Source organism: Paenisporosarcina sp. (assembly GCF_049671445.1).
GTDB lineage: Bacteria > Bacillota > Bacilli > Bacillales_A > Planococcaceae > Paenisporosarcina.
Map to the genome: position 1 here is coordinate 1 of NZ_JBATUX010000121.1, position 17,558 is coordinate 17,558.

Below are 17,558 nucleotides of genomic sequence, written 5' to 3' on the forward strand. Positions count from 1 at the left end.
TCATGTATATTGAAGGCGATAATACGATTAAAAACGTTATTGAGCAGCTTGGATTTAAAACAGGTGTCCAATTCATCGAAGAAAATAGTGGAACAAATTGTATTAGCTTAGCTCTTGATAATAATTCCCCTATTGAGATTGTCGGTGCACAACATTACCATGATTTCCTTTCACATTCGGCTTGTTATTCCGTACCTTTTAGAGACCATCGAACAAATAAAACAATGGGTACAGTTTCCCTTATGACGGAATTAAGTTTTAAGGATCCCTTACTTCTGTCTTTACTTTCAGTTGTAGGAACTAGTATTGAACGTGAAATAAAACTTCTTGAACAAAATAAGGATTTGAATGTGTTAAATCAAGTAGTGACCGAATCTTCCCATACTGCCATGGTTTTAACTGATCAACTTGGACGCATTACCGAGTTTAATCTTTATGCTGAAAAACTAACTGGCCTAAAACGAAAAGATGTTTTAAAGAAAACAGCTCAGGAATTACCGATTGTTGGCGAATGGATTCAAAAAATCATTAAAACAAAAAAGAGCTTTAATGATATAGAGGTCATTTTCCAAAATCCTGATTCCACAAAAGAAACGATTTGTTTATTTGATGGTCGACCAATTTATAGTGTAAATAAATATTTGATTGGTACAGTCGTTAGCTTTCGAGACATTACGGAGCGTTATGAAAACCAGCTTCTAATGAAGCACCATGCTCATCATGATGAATTAACTGGTCTTCCTAATAGACGTTATTTCCAAAAGTACGTAAATGGCATTCTTGAATCACCTGCAGCCAGCCATTCACTGTCTATTTTCTTGCTCGACCTCGATCGATTTAAATTAATAAACGATACACTTGGTCATGCAAAAGGTGATACATTGCTGATTGAAATTGCTCGACGATTAAATATGTATATACAAGATAAAGGGAAATTATTTAGAATGGGCGGTGATGAGTTTACCATTGCCATTACTAAGTTCACCACCATCGAAGATCTCAAAGAGATTGCTAATGACATCATTGAAATTGTACGCAAACCCTTTGTCATTCAAAATCTTGAATTCCATATCAGCACCAGCATCGGGATAGCGATTTATCCGAATGATGGATCAGATATAAATACCCTTTTCTCTCACGCCGATAGCGCTATGTACTTAGCAAAAGATCGTGGCAAAAATGGATATTGCTTCTACAACTCAGACATGTCAGAAGAATCTTTTCAAAAACTCACACTCGAATCCGAGCTTGAATTAGCCATAAAAAACAATGATCTTGTTCTTCATTATCAACCACAAATTGATTTGCAGACCAACCAAATAGTCGGTGTGGAAGCATTATTGCGTTGGAATCATCCGGAACTTGGTCTTATTCCGCCAGCTAATTTTATTCCGCTTGCAGAAGAAATGGGCTTAATGGTGAATTTAGGTGAATGGGTTCTAAATCATGCATGTAGACAAATGAAATCATGGCATGACCAAGGGCTAACTTCACTTAAAGTATCAATCAACTTGTCGCCACAAGAATTCTTGAAGCAACAACTCGTTGATAAAGTTAAGCAAGTTCTACTTGAGACCGGATTAACGCCACAATGTTTAGAGCTAGAAATTACAGAATCCATGACGATGGATGTTATTCGCTCAACTTCTGTTTTAGAAGAATTGAGTACTATCGGAATACAGATTGCGATTGATGATTTTGGGACTGGTTATAGTTCATTAAACTATTTAAAGAATTTCCAGATTCATCGTTTGAAAATTGACCGTAGTTTCATTCGAGACATGATGAGTGGTAATAAAGGCGAGAAAATTGTTGGAACAATTATTTCTATCGCCCACGCTCTGAACTTAAAAGTAATTGCCGAAGGTGTTGAAACGGAAGAACAACTTCACTTCCTTAACAATTTACATTGTGATGAAATTCAAGGCTACTATTTTAGTAAACCCTTATCAGCAAAAGATTTCGAAAAACAATACGTATTAAATTCAACTAGAGGTGTCATTCAACTATGAAATCAATTGCAACTATCCTTGTCGAACATTTAAAATCTTTTCAAGTTACACATGCATTCGGTATACCTGGTAAGGCCGTCGTCCCGCTTCTACTTGCTATGGAAAAGAACGAACTCGATTTCGTGTTAAGCAGACATGAGTCGGGCGCTGGTTTTATGGCAGGCGGTTATGCTCGACAAAACCAAACACTAGGTGTTGCAATCGGCACTTCAGGACCAGGCGGCACGAACTTACTAACATCAGCCGGACAAGCAAAAGCCTTCAACTTACCCGTTCTTTTTATTACAGGACATCCTTCTGTCAAAGAAACTGGACGGGCTATGGGGCAGGATTCAAGCGTTTTCGGTACTGATTTAGTTAAAATGTTTGAACCTGTCACACTTTTTAGTGCGCGAGTGGAACGCGGAGATCAGTTCCCAATCTACTTCCAACACGCACTTGAAACAGCATTAACCGGTCGTAAAGGTCCCGTTCATTTATCCATACCGGCAGATGTGCTTATGCAAGAAATCGAACCATTTACACTGACATTACCGCACTTACAACAAGCGGTTTCACCTTATATGAATGAAGTGAAAACCTTGCTTGAACATGCGAAAAAACCTCTTCTATTCCTAGGAAAAGGCGTACATATTTCACAAGCTTATGAAGAAGTGAAGTATCTTTCACTTCAATATAATATACCAGTCATCACAACACCCGGCGGGAAAGGAACCATCCGCACCGACCATCCAGGGTATCTAGGCCCATTTGGTTTAGGCGGAACACAAGCCGCGAGTGATTACTTAAATGAAGGCGTCGACTTACTGATCGTCATCGGAACAAAACTAACGGATATGACCTTAGCTGGATTCACAGCTAACATGCTTCCAAAGCAAGTTATTCAATTTGACATAGAACCAACTTTTGTCGGTAAATCACTTCCTGTTCCAACCCTACCTATCATCGGAGATGCAAAAGTAAACCTACAAGCGATTCTTGATCCCGCTCTTGTTGAAAGTGCTGCAACAACATCCTTGATAGTTGATAGAGACATCATTGAAGTCCCCTCTTCTTCAACTGAAAAAATATCTGCAGTTACTGCAGTTAGACTGATGCGAAAACACCTATCAGCTGAAACCATTCTTTTTGGAGATGACGGCAGTCATACTTTTTATGCCATTCAAGATTTTGATATTGAACAAGAAGGCACATTCTTTTCAGACGATGTTTTTGGGACAATGGGTCACGCCATTGGTTATGCAATTGGTGCTAAATTTGCCAACCCTGAGCAAGCGATTGCATGCTTAACTGGAGACGGATGTATGATGATGCATGGTACAGAAATCTCAACAGCTGTCTGTCATGACTTACAAATTCCATTCATCGTTCTAAACAATGGTCGTCTCGACATGGTCGACAAAGGAATGCGCTATAACTTGGGACGATCAGTTGGAACCGTTTATGAGTATCCCGCAAACCTTAGCCTCTTTGGAGAATCACTTGGTGCAGCAGCTTTCCGTTGCTTTACAGCGCAAGAGGTTGAAGAAGCCTTACTCTTTGCAAAAACTTATATTGGACCCACTGTCATCGAAATCATGGTCGACCCAGAAGAAATCCCTCCTACGCTTAAGCGTGGATAAATATTTCTACCAACTCCTCACAATCTACAATTTGTGGGGAGTTTTTTTAAATTGATGATTTATAATACAAAAGGTTTAAAAATCGGTACATCTTTAGCAATATCACCAATTCCTAGACCCATAATTTTCTTATTACAACTAAAGTGGGCAAAATTACAACTAAATGCGCTTTTTTTACAACTAAATGCTTATAATTTACAACTAAACATATTTTCAGCGATATTTATATTACTATGCCGATTAAAAAGCAAGATGTGAAACCACTGTAAATCATAATCCCCTTATTTGACTCATAACCTAGTTATCCTATAGGATTAATAATAGTAATGAATTTCATTATTCTATTAATTTTACTTTTCATAAAGGAGTTGTACATTTTATGCGTTATGGATTTTGGTTGCCTATTTTCGGAGGTTGGTTGCGCAACGTGGAAGATGAGAACATGCCCCCTACCTTTGATTATGCAAAGCAAGTAATACAAGCAGGCGAAAAATTAGGCTTCGATACAACTCTTATCGCTGAACTTTACTTAAATGATATAAAAGGACCTGAATCCGACTCATTAGAAGCTTGGTCTACAGCTGCAGCACTTGCTGCAGTCACAGAAAAGATCGAAATTATGGTTGCAGTTAGACCAGGTTTCCATAACCCTGCTGTTACTGCGAAAATGGCGTCAAACATCGATCACATTAGCAGTGGACGACTCACGTTGAATGTTGTATCAGCTTGGTGGGAAGAAGAAGCCAAACAATACGCTGGTATCTTCACTGAACATGACGCTCGTTATGACCGCACTGAAGAATTTATTGATGTACTCAAAGGACTTTGGACAGAAGACGTCTTTACTTACAAAGGAGCATTTTACAACATTGAAAATGCACACCTACAACCGAAGCCCGTTCAAAAACCTAACCCAATTCTATACGCAGGTGGCGAAAGTCCTCGCGGAAAAGAAACCATCGTCGCTGGCTGTGATGCTTACGTTATGCACGGTGGAACTGTTGAGGAAATCACTACTAAGATTCACGATATGAAATCCTTACGGAAAAAGGCTGGAAAAGAACCGTTCCAATCCTTTGGTATGGCGGCATATATCGTATGTCGAGAAACTGAAGAACAAGCACAACTGGAACTTCAGCGAATTACCGATACAAAAGATTCCAGCGCTTATGCGGGATATAATGACTTCGTCAACAAATCTCAACTTGAACAACAAGTAAAACTTTATGATTACTCAGTTTCCAATCGTGGATTAAGACCTAACCTAATTGGAACGCCAGAACAAATTGCCAATCAAATTATTGCTTACGAACAAGCTGGCCTTGATCTTTTATTGCTACAATTCTCACCACAGCTTGAAGAAATGCAACGATTTGCTGAAAAAGTAATGCCGCTTGTTGAAAGCAAAAGAGCTCAATTAATCTAACTATCGGAGGACAATTTGATGACTAAAGTTTATATACTACATGAAAATAGCGAATGGACAGTTCATTTAACAAAACGTCTTGAAGAACTACAAGTACCCTATGAAGAATGGCATCTCGATCAAGGTATCGTCAATTTAACTGAGGCTCCACCTGAAGGAATATTCTACAATCGCATGAGTGCCTCATCCCATACGAGAAATCACCGCTACGCACCAGAACTTACTTCTGCTGTATTAGCGTGGCTTGAGCATCATAACCGCACCATTTTCAATGGTAGCAATGCCTTAAGACTCGAATTAAGCAAAGTACTTCAGTGCACCGCACTAGAAGCTGCAGGAATCAAAACGCCGAAAACCATTGCAGCTGTTGGTAAAGGACATATAATGAACGCAGCTCATGCTTTAGGCGAAAGTTCATTTATTACTAAACATAACCGCGCTGGTAAAGGACTTGGTGTTCAACTATTCCACTCAATCGAAGGCTTACAAAGCTATGTCGAAGGACCAACTTTCGAAGAACCAGTCGATGGTGTCACCTTAATCCAACAGTATATTAAGGCACCAGAACCGTACATCACACGCTGTGAATTTATTAACGGCAAATTCCAATATGCAGTAAAAGTCGACACATCTGAAGGCTTCGAACTGTGTCCAGCAGACGCTTGTCAAATTGACGACATGTTCTGCCCAGTTGGTGAAACTCCATCAGAAACAAATTCAAGCCAACCTAAATTCCAAATCATTGAGAATTTCAATGACCCTATTATTGCAAAATACGAGACCTTCCTTAAACAAAATGAAATCAAAGTTGCCGGCATCGAATTTATTCGCGACACAGATGACGAAATTTACACATACGATGTCAACACAAACACCAAGTATAATGCAGACGCCGAAAAAGAAGTCGGTCACTATAACATGCTGCAACTTGCAAGAACGCTTAAAGCCGAACTCGAAAGAAACTACACTATTTAATAATAAAGGAGCGGTCGTTGTGTGAAAACGGCGGCTTCTTTTGTTTCGAAGTAATTTCGATGATTCCATTAGCATTAGTTTACTATTACAACTAAAGTCGCGATTTTTACAACTAAAGCGGCGAAAATTACAACTAAACATGATTTTTTTATAACTAAATGCTCCAAAATTACAACTAAACGTAAAATTCAGGACAAATCCTTATAAAAACAGCTAAAATCACAGCGTTTCTAAACCATTCCAACTCTTTTTCATGGAAAATTCATGACTAGCCGAATGTTACCGCGCCATCCTTTTCGTGATAGACTAGAAACATTAGAACAGGAGTGATCATTTAATGCGCGTAGCCATTTTCGATTTTGACGGAACACTGTATCCTCAAGAAACCTTTAAACTTATGATGAATTATATGAAAAAACATCCTACTCACTCGTCAAAATATCAACCATTTTACCGAGCACTTATGAAACCATATCTTGCTTATAAATTAAAACTTTACCCAGAGAACAAAATGAAAGCCAAATCCATGCAGCTATATTTAAATGCATTAAAAGACATGCCCCAAGAAGAAATTGAAAACTATTTCAAAGATATGTCTAAAGAAATGCACAATGAACTAAACTCTGCAGTCGTCAATCGATTGAAAAAGCATTTAGTCGAAGGCGACCATGTTTTGTTAGTCTCGGGAGCTTTCACTCCTATGTTGAACGAAGTCACTCGTGACCTCGCTATACATGAAGTCATTGGAACACAAATTCCAATGAAAAACGGCTCACTAGACACAGACAACGCCATTTATCACATACAAGGTGAACGTAAAAACGAAATGATTGACCAAGCACTTCAAGGCTACGATATCGACTGGAAAAACAGCTCTGCTTACGGTGACAGCATTTCAGATATCACCGTGCTTGAACTTGTCGGAAACCCAGTTGCCGTCCGTCCTGAATCACGACTACAAGCAATTGCCGAAGAACGTAAATGGGAAATCCTTTGGTAATACGAAATGCATAGGAGCCCACTCTAACTTATCATCGGAGCTGATTGGATGAAAAGTGAACTTATCGTCTTTTAGTTCCGTGAGTTAGGCTTCGGACATTGAAAATAAGAGGTCATTCTAACTATATTTAATACTAAGCGGATGAAGATACAATTTCATTCGCTTTTCTCTGCTGATGTTCACTGAAAATCCACCGTCCCCTTCAGCTTCCTATGGTAAACTTAAAGAAAAAAAGGATGTATCCCTTATGAAACGCTTAGCCTTAATTATTCCAATTATGATCATCGTCGCTTTCTTAGCAATGTGGCTCATAGAGAAGAAATATGCAGAAGTCCCTTTTGATTCACGTATCCTAATCGCAGTAGGAGGCTCTATCTTGTCTGGTATCATTGCATACTTCCTCCTCAAAAATGATGTCCACAAAGTAGACGAGAAACCAGTTGTATTAAACAAAAAGAAGCGCTGATTACTCGCGCTTCTTTTTACATTGTCGTTACATAAAAAACGCCCGACCGCAGTTAATTCTGCGATCAAGCGTTATTTAAATCATATTATTTAGCAGCAACTTGTGTTACTGTTGCAACACATTTTGAACCGACTTATTTTGAACCACAAATAATCTAGACAATATCCTTCTTTAATGTCGCTTTCGTATAGAAATAATGACACATAAGATACCCCGCTACCAGTCCGATACTATCTACACCAACATCATACAATCGCCCATTCCGATTAAAATAGAGTTGCAAAACTTCAGTTAACAAAGCGAATATCACACATAACACGAATGTAAACCGATAACTCTTAATCCAATTGAAAAGCAAAAAGAAAAGAAGCGCAAAACCTGCAAAATGTCCAACCTTTTGAAACAAAAAGAACGTACTCGTTAATTGAAAATCACTAATAATGAATAAATCTCTAAAATTAATGGCACTTTGAAAATCAAAATTCACATATTGATTATAAATAAATAGCTGTGGATCTGACGTACAACTTCCCACCAGTATCATAACAGCCCACAATCCTGTAAGTATTCGAAAAAACAAATCTAACAACCTCCCATTTACATAAAACCCATTCTCTCATGTAAGTGCAAAGTTTGAAAACAATAACCTTACATTCACCCACCTTTTTTGAAACTAAACAATCGTCCATTACTTTCCTATAGAACTGCGGCCGAAGATACAATTTCGGCCGCTTCAGACTTCTTTTCCCTATTCGCACAACAAAAAGCGGCTTACACATCAACTGTGCGAGCCGCTTTTGTATTGCTATTTCTATTTAATACGTAATTCACTTTCTTTATCAAAGAAGTGACCTCTTGCTACGTCGAATGACAAGTCAATCGCTTCGCCAGGTTGAACTGGGTTACTTGACTCGATACGTGCAATAAATTCTTGGCCTTCAATATTTGAGTAGACCATTAATTCTGCACCAGTAAGTTCAGAAACTTCAACTTTCAAGCGTAGAGTTTGGCTTCCGATTGGAGCATCACTTGTAATATGCTCTGGGCGAATACCTAAAATTAATTCTTTGCCTTCGTAACATTGCTCAGTTAAGTATGTAGCATGGCTTGCAGGAATCGCAATTGACGTTCCATCTATAACAAACTGACCATTTACCATTTTACCGTTAAAGAAGTTCATAGAAGGTGATCCAATAAATCCACCAACAAACACATTATCAGGAGTGTCATACACTTCTTTAGGCGTACCAATTTGTTGCACAAGGCCGTCTTTCATAACTACGATTCGTGAAGCCATTGTCATAGCTTCTGTTTGGTCATGTGTTACATAAATTGTTGTTGTTTTTAAACGTAAGTGTAATTTAGCGATTTCAGCACGCATTTGCACACGTAATTTTGAATCAAGATTCGATAAAGGTTCATCCATCAAGAATAGTTTTGCATCACGCACAATAGCACGACCCAAAGCTACACGTTGACGTTGACCGCCTGATAGCGCTTTTGGTTTACGATCTAAATAATTTTCTAATCCTAAAATTTCTGCTGCATTTTTTACGCGTTTATCAATATCATCTTTTGAAAATTTACGTAACTTTAAGCCAAATGCCATATTTTCATAAACTGACATATGTGGGTATAAGGCATAGTTTTGGAATACCATCGCGATATCACGATCTTTTGGTGCGACATCATTCATCCGTTTGCCATCAATATAGAAATTCCCTGAGGAAATATCTTCAAGACCCGCGATCATACGTAATGTTGTCGACTTACCACAACCAGATGGTCCGACAAAGACAATAAACTCTTGATCTGTAACTTCTAAATTGAAATTCGATACTGCTGAAACGTTATTATCATATACTTTTGTAATATCTTCTAATACTAGATTTGCCAAACTATCCACAACCTTTGCTTAGTTTTTATATACTTTTCCTTTTTCATCTTCTAACACTAGTAAGGCCGCACCTAGCATTCCCGCTTCATTACCAAATTTCGCTCTTTTCACTTCTAGTGGCTTTAATAATAATGGCTCAAGGGCAGTAATTAACAGTTCCCACCAGCTATCCGCTGACTCTGAAACTCCTCCACCGATAACCACACAATCCATATCCAGTACTGCTTGAAGTGAGCTAATTACAATAGCTAAATCACTCGTGAATTTTTGCGTAACCGCTTGCGCAACCGTGTGTCCTTCAAGCGCAAGTTGGAATAAATGATTCGGTGAGATCAATTGATTGTTCTCATCGACAATATTTTGCTCTGCGATAAATCTTCTTAATGCTGTTCCAGAAACGTATTGTTCGCTGCAACCAGGTCTACCACAGCTACAAACATGACCACCTGGATATAAAATCATATGACCCACTTCACAGGCACCGCCATGTGTACCATTCATGATTTTTCCATCTTCAACGAAGCCACCACCAAGGCCAGTTCCTAATGTTAAACAAAGCGTGCGTCGGTAGCCTTTTGCTGCTCCTAACATGGATTCTGCAAGACTTGCACAGTTCGCATCATTATTAACTTCTACGCGCAAACCACTCGCTTTTTCTAATAATGATTTAACTTCTGTACCTTGCCATCCAGGCAATGTTTCAGTTTCAAACGTGATGACGCCATTTTCTGCGTCTACCATTCCTCTTGTTCCAATTCCAATTGCTTGTATCTCTGGATGTTTTTTTAAAAGTTGAAGTATCTTCTTTTCTAAATAAGGATACAACGGCACTTCCGTGGGTACTGTAACATCTTCAACGACTTGACCATCAAAGCTTACAATTCCCATGCGTACTTTCGTTCCACCTATATCAACGCCAAGAACTTTCATTAAGGCTAAACCTCCATTATGTAAAAATTCTAGTAATAGTTTAAACTATCACTTAATCATACATGATTTTGCTGATACGTCTATAATTGATTTTTCAGCAAATTCAATTTAACTTATTTGGTGAAGACACTAATATTAATAAGTTATGAACTTTTGTTCATTAAACTCTTGAAAACTTTAGTGCTTAAATTAAATGATACCATAACTTCTACTGGTAAATAGTCCTTTTTGTTTGCGCTTACAATTTCGGCTTAATAAAAGCCCCTAGAGGTAAGAATACTTCTAGGTTCACATACTTGGTCGAAAACAGCTGATTATTGCCCTGAAAAATCCTAGCTTTAGTTTGAATACCGTACCTGACACATACTCTTTCTAACTGTAATACAGAAATTGTCAGCCGGTGGCTTTTGTATAGGAATTTGTCATACCCCAGGCTAGTGAAAGAAAAAAGCAGAAAATTCAGTAGCAATATTTAGATGCTACTGAAATAGTCGATTTTTTAGTGAGTAATTTTCGTTACAGTCGGACGCTTTCCGCGGGCGGGCGCCGAGCCTCCTCGTCTGCCTCGCTTTTCCCGCCGGAGTCGCCGCCTTCCACTTCAATCACTTACCAAATTTAATATGAACAGATATTTAGGTCATAGCTTTTGTCTATAAAAGTACTTAATTTATGTTGTCATGGATGTTTTCAAATGAACGGTCTCTTTCGTTCAGTCCATTTATGGCGATTTTCACTGCAGCCATATGTTTAAGATGCTTATCTTTTTTTAATTAATAAAATCACTTCTAATTCAAAAATAGATTCCAATAAGAAATTTTTGAATATGCGAATCAGTGGAAATCTATTTCGACTGTTTTCCAAGAAGAAGTCGTAGAAGATTATATAGAATAGATTCATTTCTCAACCGATCCAGAAGACTTACGAGGTGGCTATAAAACACATCTAGTCGAATGAATACAACAGCGGTTATTACAACAATGTTAACAAACGGAAATACCTTCAACAGATATCGTAGTAAAGAATATGAAAGGAAAAGGAGAGATTTCGTTCAATGGTTGAACGAAATCTCTCCTTTATTAATTTGAAGCACTTCCGCTTCAAATATTCGCTACCGGATTTTTCGAAATCTTAGTGAATGAATTTTCATTCATTCTTATACCCAATTAACTGACCTTGGAATATTGACACTCTTCTTTATTGCCGAATTGAATATCTTGATATCTGTTTAACAAGATGTCTAATTCTTGGCTGCATGATATTACACTCGAATGAGTTCTTCCTAGTTTTGTTGCTCTGTTGTACATTATTCTTTGCTTCAATTTAATTTGACCTAATAGCATCAATTTTTTATTTATACTTATCATTTACTTTCCGTCCTCCATATATATTTAGTATATTTTTTATATTTCGACTTATAATATTGCACAAGGTACATCATAAATGAATGGTCTTGTAAAAAATTGTCGCTTCGTGTAAATATGAACAATGTTCATTAAATTGTAACATTTTCAAATAAATTTGAATAAAAGTGTTGATTTTATACAAACTTTATTTTACGTAATTTTCGTATCTCGAAACTTCTTTTGTCTTTAAAAAGATAGCCCTACACAGTACATATGAAAATAAGATTCCTACAATATCTATCCCCACATCAAATAGTCTCCCGTTGCGACTGAAAAAAAGTTGAAGAACTTCAGTCATGAAAGCAAACGTTCCACACAACATAAGAGTGATTTTAAAACGCTTAATCCAATTTAGCAATAACAAGAACAGTAATCCGAATGCGTAAATATGTCCTATTTTTTGAATGACATAAAACTCATTGGTAATATGAATATCATTGGTGATTAGCAAGTCACGAAAGTTGGGTGCTATTTCGACATTGAACTCTATCACTTGTTCATATAGAAATGCATGGGCATCCGATGTACATCCCGCGATTAATATAATGACTGCCCAAACGAATAGCAAAAATGGAGCAAAATACAAGTTGGGCACATCCTTTCGTTTCCTTTGACCTTATGTAAGTATTTTCCTTATTAATTTATTTCATACAAATGTAATGCCGACAGTAAAAACTGCCGGCATTTTTTTATTAGCTACGTCCTTTTAATTGGTTTTGGGCTTGTGCTACCAAACGCTTAGTGATTTCTCCGCCAACGGATCCGTTAGCACGCGCTGTAGAATTTTCGCCTAATTGCACTCCGAATTCTTGTGCGATCTCGTATTTCATTTGATCCAACGCTTGTTTTGCACCTGGTACTGATAATTTATTGCTTGAATTGTTGTTTGCCATTTTGCTCACCTCCTCGCTAATCATAGAATGGTCTTTTTTCAGAAAATCATGCAAGTTGAAAAAAAATTTATGATTTTTTGGTTCTTTTAAATCTGACTATTATTAATAACATGCTCTTAATAAGATAAATAAAATCAGTACTGATGAATTTGTACTTTTTTCAAATTAGCATGCCCAACCTATCTTTTTTGAATATGCAAAAACCCTTCCATCAATAAAGATAGAAGGGTTTTGGTTATACATGATGTCTATTTAATAAGTTCTTTTGCGTACGACGATTTCACCTGTAACAACTTTTTCATTAATAACTCTTACACGTTCTTCAACAATTGGAAAACGAATCAATTCTTCATCACTCGTTTCAATGGGTGGAATGTCACTATCAAAATAAATATGTTCGACATATATTTCATCTTTTGTACCCGCTTGAGCAACATCGTTTGATACGTTTGGTTGTTCTTGTAAAGGATAGTCTTGGCTTTGGGCATACGAATGTTGTACGTCTTCTTTATACATACTTCTAGTAGGCTCATTTGTTGCGAATCCTTGTTGATTTAATGGAGGTGGTTCTACATCTCCTTCAGCCCGTGCGCTTTCATAAAACTGCATGGATTGTTCTTCGTTAGAGAAACCTGCATCGCTTTCATCTGAATATGGTTGACGTGGAACTTCTGCATTTGCAAGAATGACTAAATCGCCTTGCTCAAGTTGTCTCACATAGGAACCTACTTCATCTTCTGTTATTCCAGCCGATTTCAAGACAGCTGCTACACCTGAATGTTGCGTGTCATAATCCAACGCATAAAACATTCGGCTAAATACACCACTGCCTTTCGGTTCAGGTTCTCCTTCTTCTGGAATTTCCTCCACTTGGACACCTGTCTCTTCGACAATCGCATGAGCTCGGTGTAGATCCTTAGCTAAAACAAATATGGAGCTCTCATCGTGACCCAGAGCTTTCAATTTATCAATTTCAAGCATAACTGCCTCTTCGCTATTATAAATGCCAACCACTCGTTTATTCATTATAAATTCCTCCTCACATCTGGTTTCAATACCTGTCCCTTTTTTACCCTTTTTCACCCATTTTCTAAACAATATTTCGTGTCTTCCTCCATGACTTGTACCACTTAACAAATACATACAAGGTTCTTAACGTATCGCAACATTAATATTATGAAAGAAAAGGCACAGATTATAAGGAGGTACATATGGAAGAAGAAAACATTTATCAATTAGTCTCAGCACTTCATGATATCAAGCAAGAGTTGAGTAGTATTGCTGAATCCTTGTATACGTTAGCAAATTCTCCGCCTGATCAAGCCCAAAGTTTTCATGGCATTGAAGAAAGGTTAAGAAAAATTGGTAGTTTTGTAGAAGATTTATCCTTGAAAAAATAATTTTATTTTAGATAGAATGGTTTACTTCATCATTATTATACAAAAAACCACTAGATTTTGGATTCTAGTGGTTTTTTGCATTAATTTTGATTAACTGACAGAAACGCAATTTCTTCCGCCATTTTTGGAACGATAAAGGGCATCGTCAGCTTTTGAAAATAATTTACTTAGATTGTCATCGTGTTCATATGTAGTAACACCGATACTAACGGTAATTCGTGCATGTTTCCAAGAACCATGGTCAATATTTAATCGAATTCGTTCCGCAATAACTCGTGCATGTTCTTTGTTTGTGTTGGGAAGAACTATCATGAACTCTTCTCCACCCATTCTGGCGACAAGATCTTGTGTTCTCGTTTCTACTTGAAGTTTCATAGCCAACTCTTGTAACACTGCATCACCGATAGGGTGACCATATGTGTCGTTAACGCGTTTAAAGAAATCGATGTCGATCAGTAGTAAAGAAAAAGAACAATGTTCTTTCTTTGATAGCTCTATATTTTCCATTATTTTTTCTTGTAAACACCGTCTGTTTTTTAATCCAGTTAAAGGATCTGTTGTGGCTAATTCTTTTAATTGGGTATTCAGTTCCAACAATTCTTGTTGTTTACCTTCAACTTCTTTCATTAACCCTTGTAATTTCATATATGCTTCGTCGGTATCATGAAGAATTCTTTCAGCATTGCGCTTCGCTAAAAGGAGTTCATTTTCATATTCATCACGTACTTTCATTTGCACAAACACACACTCATATTGCTCATTTCGTTCAACTGTATTCATCAATACCGGTATTTGTTCGCTTTTGGTCTTTAAAGTCAAATACATTTCATTCACTTTTCCATGCATTTTAATAGAAGGAGAAAAATACGTTTGAAAATAAATTCGTGACGGGATCGTTAATAAATCATGCATATGAGCTGGAGCACTCTCAACGCCAACCCACTCATGCATGGTTTGGTTCATATCCAAAATTCCTAACTTATTATTCATAACCAAATAGCCAAAAGGCGCTAAGTTCAGCTGCTCTTGCATTGTGATACCTCCATCTACTTCGACAAAAATGCTTTAATATAACTTATGGTTTCCTCTGGTTCATTAATATGCGGATTATGTCCAGTTGCTTGCATCAACACAAATTCACTCTCAGGAATTTTCGAATGAACATATTCTCCAATTTCCACAGGCGCAATTGCATCATCTAATGTTTGTAAAATTAGCGTAGGCGTTGAAACCTTTGTCAATTCACTTCTGATATCTGATGTAAATGTGACTTCCGCAAACTGCCGAGCGATAAGTGGATCATTCGAACACAATTGTCGTTCAAAGTCAGCCGTTAATTCCGGACCTGCATCATTTCCCATCGCTACGGGCGCTAAATACTTGGCCCACTCATTGTAATTTTTCTCCATCATATCAAGAAGTGCTTCAATATCCGATTTTTCAAATCCTCCTTGATACCCTGGTTCATTTAAATATCGTGGGGAAGGACCAATCATAATCAACTTCTCCATCAATTCTGGTCGTTCTATTGAAGCAAGGACCCCGACCATACTACTTACCGAATGTCCGACAAGCACAATGTTCTTTAATTCAAGCGCATCGCAAACTTCAAGTACATCCTGTGCGTACCCTTTTAGCGAAGAATAGCGTTCTGGTGAATATTGTGATTTGTCACTTCTACCTGAACCTACATAATCAAATAAGACCACTTGGTAGTCCTCTTCAAAAGCAGGTGCTATATCTCTCCACACTAATTGATCACACCCAAAGCCGTGTGCAAACACGACGGTCTTTGGACCTTTACCACTAACATTTATATAATTTCGTTTAAGAATATGAGAATTCAATGTATTATTTTTCCTCTTTTCGTCATTTCAGATGAGTAAATTATCAGCATTTCTTTTGCTTCATTTTATCACAATAAAAGAACAGAATAACAAATTTATTCAAATAAAGTAGTCACATATAACTAAATACGACACTTTGTTCACATGACTTATGTCAGTCATTTACACATCTTTCTCTTCAAGATAGTACCGTTTAATTGCAAAGCCAAAAATTGATGCTAATACTTGTTGAAAAAGCATCCCTAGAACAACCGGAACCGCAACAGCTGCAGGAAAATAAGATACGGCTAACACTGCCCCAGCACTGATATTTCTCATACCACCCGTAAACATCATTGCAGTGACAGTCTCCTTGTCTTGCTTGAACAGCTTTCCAGTGAAAAATGAAATTAAATATCCACTAAACGCGACCAAAAACATGACAATGGCAATCCCAATTAACTTTAAATTAATGTCTAGTAAATACGGTGCTACAACTGCTCCATTTAACATAACGACAATTCCCATGCCTATTTTGGCAAAAGGGGATAAACGAGCGCTAAGACCACTCGCAACTCTTTCTTTTAAAACCTGGTTTAACGTCATACCTACAATTGAGGGAATCACAATCATCAAAAATAGTCCTTGCGTGATCCCAACGATATCCATCTCAATATTTCCACCAACTAAAAGAGACATAGTAAAGGGTACAATGAATGGTGACAGCATTGTATCAATTAAAATGATGGATAAAGTCAAAGCTATATTACCTTTGTAAATGGAGACCCATACAAAGCTGGTAATGCCTGTTGGAATCGCCATGGCCAATACTAAACCCGTAATGGTGAACGCATCTCCACTAAATGCTACATGGCCAACGCCAAGTGCCCATAGCGGCATTACTATATGTAAAATAAAAAGAACTATAACAAGAGGTAACGGATTCAACACGGCTTGTTTCATTGATGAAAAATTTGAATTCAAGCTCCCTGAAAACGTCATAAACGCAAAAATCCAAGGAATTAAAAAAGAAAAATCCTCTACATATACTGACAACAACACCCCGATTACCACGGAGGTTGGAACCATTAATGGCATGAATTTCTCTAATATTTTGTTGATTTTATATAACATGTTGCGTTTCACTCCAATGATGGGAAAGATGTAATGAATCTCCTCCCATTATAATCCCATTGTGTCGGTCACGTCCCTTAATTGTTGTTTTTGACTGTTTATTCTTAATAAAATGTCGCTCACACTAACTAAAAAATTCAAAGTTTTTTAAAAACATTTACATGATTACGTGGTACAAAACCACACTAACATGAACAAGTGAAGGAGGAAATATTATGGATATCAATCGAATCAAGCAAATTGTGGGATCATCAAACGAAGTAGATGTTACGTATAACGGTGTTTCAGTTTGGATTGACCAAATACACGAAAACGGCAAAATGGCGACTGTCCATTTACGACATTCATTGGAAGAGCGCTCTGAAGTGGATATTTCGGAGCTAGAGGAAGTAGTTCATTAAGGTTCTTAACTGCTAAATCATTTGAATTACAAAATATTTTAATCAAAGGCTATGTTAAATGTTGCTGTTGATATTCCGCAAAACAGTTACGCTTTCCGCGGGCTTGCGCCGAACTAACTCGGACTTAACGTCCGAGTGGATTTCTGCACTGCGCTGTTCCCGCTGGAGTCTTC

The 17,558-nt window shown here is 37.4% G+C and carries 18 protein-coding genes; 8 read left to right on the forward strand and 10 right to left on the reverse strand.

The window, feature by feature from the left end; genetic code table 11:
- The 6 genes from WBG45_RS15615 to WBG45_RS15640 form a co-directional block, all read left to right on the forward strand.
- Window positions 1-2,012: EAL domain-containing protein (locus tag WBG45_RS15615; protein WP_424416010.1), on the forward strand; the 2,012-nt coding region annotated here is incomplete at its 5' end.
- Window positions 2,009-3,634, forward strand: a complete 1,626-nt coding sequence (locus WBG45_RS15620; protein ID WP_424416011.1) for a thiamine pyrophosphate-binding protein — start codon at window positions 2,009-2,011, stop codon at window positions 3,632-3,634. The genes WBG45_RS15615 and WBG45_RS15620, both read left to right, overlap by 4 nt.
- 379 nt (window positions 3,635-4,013) lie before the next feature.
- The gene (locus WBG45_RS15625) at window positions 4,014-5,060 is read left to right on the forward strand and encodes an LLM class flavin-dependent oxidoreductase (protein WP_424416012.1); all 1,047 of its coding nucleotides are present in this window, start codon (window positions 4,014-4,016) and stop codon (window positions 5,058-5,060) included.
- A gap of 18 nt (window positions 5,061-5,078) precedes the next feature.
- Complete coding sequence (locus WBG45_RS15630; RefSeq protein ID WP_424416013.1) at window positions 5,079-6,035, forward strand: ATP-grasp domain-containing protein; 957 nt, start codon at window positions 5,079-5,081, stop codon at window positions 6,033-6,035.
- A gap of 337 nt (window positions 6,036-6,372) precedes the next feature.
- Entirely contained in the window at window positions 6,373-7,035 is a 663-nt protein-coding gene (locus WBG45_RS15635; protein ID WP_424416014.1) for an HAD family hydrolase, read from the forward strand.
- A gap of 247 nt (window positions 7,036-7,282) precedes the next feature.
- On the forward strand, window positions 7,283-7,501 hold the full coding sequence (locus tag WBG45_RS15640) for a hypothetical protein (protein WP_424416015.1): 219 nt from the start codon (window positions 7,283-7,285) through the stop codon (window positions 7,499-7,501).
- A 154-nt stretch (window positions 7,502-7,655) separates the two neighbouring features.
- On the opposite strand, the gene WBG45_RS15645 is transcribed toward WBG45_RS15640, so the two are convergent.
- From WBG45_RS15645 to WBG45_RS15675, 7 genes are all read right to left on the reverse strand, one after another.
- The gene (locus tag WBG45_RS15645) at window positions 7,656-8,081 is read right to left on the reverse strand and encodes a VanZ family protein (RefSeq protein ID WP_424416016.1); all 426 of its coding nucleotides are present in this window, start codon (window positions 8,079-8,081) and stop codon (window positions 7,656-7,658) included.
- Window positions 8,082-8,312: 231 nt separating this feature from the next.
- A complete protein-coding gene (locus WBG45_RS15650; protein ID WP_424416017.1) occupies window positions 8,313-9,398 on the reverse strand; it encodes an ABC transporter ATP-binding protein in 1,086 nt (361 codons plus the stop codon).
- Window positions 9,399-9,416: 18 nt separating this feature from the next.
- A complete protein-coding gene (locus tag WBG45_RS15655) occupies window positions 9,417-10,328 on the reverse strand; it encodes an ROK family protein (protein ID WP_424416018.1) in 912 nt (303 codons plus the stop codon).
- A 1,163-nt stretch (window positions 10,329-11,491) separates the two neighbouring features.
- Entirely contained in the window at window positions 11,492-11,692 is a 201-nt protein-coding gene (locus WBG45_RS15660) for an aspartyl-phosphate phosphatase Spo0E family protein (protein WP_424416019.1), read from the reverse strand.
- A 184-nt stretch (window positions 11,693-11,876) separates the two neighbouring features.
- A complete protein-coding gene (locus WBG45_RS15665) occupies window positions 11,877-12,299 on the reverse strand; it encodes a VanZ family protein (protein WP_424416020.1) in 423 nt (140 codons plus the stop codon).
- 124 nt (window positions 12,300-12,423) lie between these two features.
- Window positions 12,424-12,624 (reverse strand): small, acid-soluble spore protein, alpha/beta type, encoded by a 201-nt coding sequence (locus tag WBG45_RS15670; protein WP_424416021.1) that lies wholly within the window; start codon window positions 12,622-12,624, stop codon window positions 12,424-12,426.
- Window positions 12,625-12,876: 252 nt separating this feature from the next.
- Window positions 12,877-13,650: a general stress protein gene (locus tag WBG45_RS15675; protein WP_424416022.1), complete on the reverse strand. Its 774-nt coding sequence runs from the start codon at window positions 13,648-13,650 to the stop codon at window positions 12,877-12,879.
- Between the two features lie 185 nt (window positions 13,651-13,835).
- Between WBG45_RS15675 and WBG45_RS15680 the strand changes: the two genes are divergently transcribed.
- Complete coding sequence (locus WBG45_RS15680; RefSeq protein WP_424416023.1) at window positions 13,836-14,024, forward strand: hypothetical protein; 189 nt, start codon at window positions 13,836-13,838, stop codon at window positions 14,022-14,024.
- 90 nt (window positions 14,025-14,114) lie between these two features.
- Here the strand turns inward: WBG45_RS15680 and WBG45_RS15685 are convergent, their stop codons facing one another.
- The 3 genes from WBG45_RS15685 to WBG45_RS15695 all read right to left on the reverse strand — a co-directional run bounded on the left by WBG45_RS15685 (window position 14,115) and on the right by WBG45_RS15695 (window position 16,984).
- Window positions 14,115-15,056 carry a GGDEF domain-containing protein gene (locus WBG45_RS15685; RefSeq protein WP_424416024.1) on the reverse strand — a complete coding sequence of 314 codons (942 nt, stop codon included), beginning with the start codon at window positions 15,054-15,056 and terminating at the stop codon, window positions 14,115-14,117.
- A 14-nt stretch (window positions 15,057-15,070) separates the two neighbouring features.
- Window positions 15,071-15,871, reverse strand: coding sequence for an alpha/beta fold hydrolase (locus WBG45_RS15690; protein WP_424416025.1), 801 nt, complete (start codon window positions 15,869-15,871; stop codon window positions 15,071-15,073).
- A 162-nt stretch (window positions 15,872-16,033) separates the two neighbouring features.
- Window positions 16,034-16,984 carry a bile acid:sodium symporter family protein gene (locus tag WBG45_RS15695; RefSeq protein WP_424416027.1) on the reverse strand — a complete coding sequence of 317 codons (951 nt, stop codon included), beginning with the start codon at window positions 16,982-16,984 and terminating at the stop codon, window positions 16,034-16,036.
- A 215-nt stretch (window positions 16,985-17,199) separates the two neighbouring features.
- Here WBG45_RS15695 and WBG45_RS15700 point away from each other — a divergent pair, with 215 nt between their 5' ends.
- A complete protein-coding gene (locus WBG45_RS15700; RefSeq protein ID WP_424416026.1) occupies window positions 17,200-17,385 on the forward strand; it encodes an H-type small acid-soluble spore protein in 186 nt (61 codons plus the stop codon).
- Window positions 17,386-17,558 lie beyond the last annotated feature (173 nt).